The following is a 3,808-nucleotide window of genomic DNA, read 5'->3' on the forward strand; positions in this document are numbered from 1 at the left end:
CCCCACGGCGAGTGATCTGGTGGACGCGCTCGCCGGCCGCTGAGAGCCGGCGCCGATCCCGGTCGGGAGAGCCGGCGCCGGATCCCTGGCAGGGGGTTCACGTTGCGCCCTGGGCGGACGTCGCGACGGAACGGCCGGTTCGTGATGGAGTGGACCTCTCACCGATCGAACGGATGGTGTCGGTGGGGCGGGATAGTGTTGCGCCAGGCGATCGAAGGAGGGCTTCATGGCCACCAGGGACAGCGGCGGCGGGCAGCAACACGCGGACCGTCGGGCGGAGGAGATCGACGACGTCGCGACCGAGGACACGAGTGCCTCCGACCTCAAGGAGCGGCACGAGAAGCTCTCCGAGGACGTCGATTCCCTGCTCGACGAGATCGACGACGTCCTAGAGGAGAACGTCGAGGAGTTCGTGAAGGGCTATGTCCAGAAGGGCGGCCAGTAACGGCGGTCCGTAGCCGGCCGTCCGGTAACCGGCGGGCCGGTAGCCAGTGGTATCGGGCGTCGTGGATGACGCCCGGCGGTGGTAGCTCTGGCGGGGTCGACGCCGCCGGGTGAGGCCGCGTGCCGCGGGGGCCCGGCGCCGCACCGCCCGCGTGCCCCGGCGCAGGTCGGCGGGCCGCACGTGCGGCTGTGACCGCCTTCCCTGCCGACTCGTTCGACCGGCCTGCCCGCCCGCTTCGGGGGGCGATAGCCCTATGTTGTGCTTCATCTGTAACGTCGGGCCGGGAGCCTCGGGGACGCCCCGGGCGCGCGGCTCACGTGACCGACTATCGGAAGGGGGATGCGTGGCTGATCCATTGGGGGCCGCCGGGCGCCTACCGGCTGTGTTCATGACGTCGGGAACATCGTCGTTCGCCGATTTCCTGTCGCGGTCGGCGCCGCACCTGCTGCCGGGGGCCCGGGGTGGCCTGCCGGGGCCGGTCACCGAGGTGGCGCACGGCACGACGATCGTGGCGGTGGCGTTTTCCGGTGGCGTGATCATGGCCGGTGACCGGCGCGCGACACAGGGGCACATGATCGCTCAGCGGGACGTCGAGAAGGTCCATCACGCCGACGACTACTCCTGTGTGGGGTATGCCGGCACTGCCGGGGTCGGCGCCGAGCTGATCCGGCTGTTCCAGGTGGAGCTGGAGCACTACGAGAAGATCGAGGGGTCGACGCTGAGCCTGGACGCGAAGGCCAACCGGCTGGCGGCCATGGTCAAGGGAAACCTGCCGATGGCCCTGCAGGGCCTCGCCGTCGTCCCGCTGTTCGCCGGGTACGACCTCGACACGGGCAAGGGGCGGATCTTCTCCTACGACATCGCGGCGGCGAAGTCGGAGGAGCGCACGTACGAGTCGATCGGTTCGGGCTCGGTGTTCGCGAAGGGTTCGCTGAAGAAGCGGTTCCGGTCCGATCTCAGCCAGGACGACGCCGTCCGGATCAGCGTCGAGGCCCTCTACGACGCCGCCGACGACGACTCGGCGACCGGCGGGCCGGACGTAATCCGCAAGCTGTACCCGATCGTCGCGGTCGTGACGGCGGACGGCTACCGTCGCTATGCCGACGATGAGATAGAACCAGTGGTGACGGCCATCATCGCGGACCGTTCAACGAACTCGGGAGGCTGACGTGACCATGCCGTTCGGATACGCGAGCCCCGAACAGCAGGTCCGCGACAAGTCCGAGTACGCGCGCAAGGGCATCGCGCGGGGTCGCAGCGTCGTCGTCCTCACCTACGAGAACGGGATCCTGTTCGTCGCCGAGAATCCGTCGGCGACCCTGCACAAGATCAGTGAGATCTACGACCGCATCGCGTTCGCCGCGGTCGGCAAGTACAACGAGTTCGAGAATCTGCGGACGGCGGGCATCCGTCTCATGGACTCGCGTGGCTATATGTACGACCGGCGTGACGTGACCAGCCGCGCGCTCGCCAACGCCTACGCGCAGACCCTCGGTGCGATCTTCAGCGAGAGCGTCAAGCCCTACGAGGTCGAGATCGTCGTCGCCGAGGTCGGCACCTCGATCGCCGACGACCAGATCTACCGGCTGACCTATGACGGGTCGATCGCCGACGAGCGGGGCTTCGTCGCGATCGGTGGCGCCTCCGAGCAGGTCACGACGTCACTGAAGGAGCATCACCGGGACGGCCAGCCGCTCGCCGAGGCGCTGCGCGTCGCGGTGCAGGCCCTGACCGTCGGGGTGCCCCCGGGCCTGCCGCAGAATGGCGAGCGGGTCCTCGCGGCCGCCAACCTGGAGGTCGGCATGCTGGACCGGACCCGGACCCGACGGATGTTCAAGCGGATCGTGGGCCCGGCACTCGAGGGGCTGCTCGCGCAGACCTCGGCCACCTGACCCCGGCCACCCGACCGGCCCACCGTGTTCGCCGGCCATCGGTCGGTTCCTGGCGGGCCGCGATGTCCACCGGGGGAGGACTCCCCGAACCCCGGGATGCCGAGCTCCGCGTGGCATCCCGGGGTTCGAGTCTCACCCGCCCCACCATGTTTGGCATTGTACGAACCGCTCCTTTCGGGGGCGTTGTGGCTGGTAGGGCGGCGGCGGAGCTGCTTCTGCTTGGTGCGCAGGGCGGCGAGTCGGGTGGCGAGGGTTTTTTCGTCGAGGGTGCCGCGCTCGAAGGCGGACAGGTAGTGGTCGATGGCCTGGTCGGTCTGGGTGAGGTCGGTCTGGACGGTGGCGAGTTCGCCGATGCGGTCGGCGTGGGCGTTGTGGTGGAGCTGGCGGGCGTGGTGGACGGCGTCGGCGATGAGCTGCTGGTGGTCGCGGTAGAAGGCGGCGAGCGCGGTACTGCGGGCAGCGCATCCGGCCGGTGAGGTAGTAGTCGGAGTCGCTGGCGGCCCGGTGGGTGTGTTCGTCGCTGCGGATGGTGAGGATCTTCTCGGCCTCAGCGAACTGGGCCGCGTCGATGATCGGTTCGTGGGTGTCGGTGACGGTGATCTCGCGGAAGGTCAGTTCGCCGAGGTAGATGCGGTTGTCCAGGACGCGGAGCACCTGGTGTCCGGACCAGGGGCCGCCGGTGGTGGTGCGGTGGCCGCGTTCGTTGAGGGTCTTGGCGATGGCGCGGGTGCCGAGCCGGTCGCGGACGTAGAGGTTGAAGATCAGACGGACGACGGGCGCTTCCTTCTCGTCGGCGAGCAGTTTCCAGTTGGCGCGGTCGACCTGGTAGCCGAAGGGCCGGTTGCCGCCCATCCACAGGCCCTTGGCGGCTTTGCGTTCCATGCCGGCGATGACCCGGTCGATGATCGTGTCGCGTTCGAACTGCGCGAACATGGCGAGCATCTGGAGCAGCATGCGGCCCATCGGGGTCGCGCGGGTTGCGGGTGGAGCGGGTGGAGCGGGTGGAGCGGGTGGAGCGGGACACTATCGCATTGACACGACGGCTCCACTAGTACCGGCGGCTGACGGGTTCTGCGCCCCGGAGGCCCGGCTACTTCCTGTGGCGCTCAGGCCGCGAGCATCGTCGAGATCAGGAAACGTGCGCGATCGAGGTACGCGGCCTGTAGCTCCAGCCGGTCCAGCTCGCGGCGCAGTGTCGCCGACAGCTGGGCACACGGCACGATCCGCGGCGTCGCGTCGATGGTGCAGGGCAGCACCTGGCGGATCGTCGCCACCGACAGTCCGGCGCCGAGCAGCACCTGGATCCGGGCCACCGTCTCCACCGCGGACTCCGGGAAATGGCGGTAGCCGTTGGCGCCGCGCTCCGCCACGAGCAGCCCGTTCTTCTCGTAATGGCGCAAGGACCGCACGCTGGCGCCGGTTTGTGTCGACAGCTCGCCGATCAACACCAGGACCAGCCTCCAGCCCTCGC

The 3,808-nt window shown here is 69.2% G+C and carries 5 protein-coding genes and 1 pseudogene; 4 read left to right on the forward strand and 2 right to left on the reverse strand.

Annotation, left to right across the window (positions count from 1 at the left end; all coding sequences use genetic code 11):
- Positions 1-226: 226 nt before the first annotated feature.
- The 4 genes from ACY45C_RS10895 to ACY45C_RS10910 all read left to right on the forward strand — a co-directional run bounded on the left by ACY45C_RS10895 (position 227) and on the right by ACY45C_RS10910 (position 2,813).
- On the forward strand, positions 227-445 hold the full coding sequence (locus ACY45C_RS10895; protein WP_462187500.1) for a ubiquitin-like protein Pup: 219 nt from the start codon (positions 227-229) through the stop codon (positions 443-445).
- 343 nt (positions 446-788) lie between these two features.
- Positions 789-1,613 (forward strand): proteasome subunit beta, encoded by an 825-nt coding sequence (gene prcB, locus ACY45C_RS10900; RefSeq protein WP_462187502.1) that lies wholly within the window; start codon positions 789-791, stop codon positions 1,611-1,613.
- Between the two features lies 1 nt (position 1,614).
- Positions 1,615-2,337, forward strand: a complete 723-nt coding sequence (gene prcA / locus ACY45C_RS10905) for a proteasome subunit alpha (RefSeq protein ID WP_023841072.1) — start codon at positions 1,615-1,617, stop codon at positions 2,335-2,337.
- Between the two features lie 185 nt (positions 2,338-2,522).
- Positions 2,523-2,813, forward strand: coding sequence for a hypothetical protein (locus ACY45C_RS10910; RefSeq protein WP_462187507.1), 291 nt, complete (start codon positions 2,523-2,525; stop codon positions 2,811-2,813).
- Positions 2,814-2,925: 112 nt separating this feature from the next.
- Here the strand turns inward: ACY45C_RS10910 and ACY45C_RS10915 are convergent.
- Both ACY45C_RS10915 and ACY45C_RS10920 read right to left on the reverse strand, forming a co-directional pair.
- Positions 2,926-3,300 (reverse strand): annotated as a pseudogene (locus ACY45C_RS10915) (recombinase family protein); the annotation flags it as partial.
- 143 nt (positions 3,301-3,443) lie between these two features.
- Positions 3,444-3,808, reverse strand: a 365-nt coding sequence (locus tag ACY45C_RS10920) for a MerR family transcriptional regulator (RefSeq protein WP_462187504.1), incomplete at its 5' end; no start/stop codon positions are given.

The sequence above is a fragment of the Frankia sp. CcWB2 genome, from assembly GCF_977927585.1.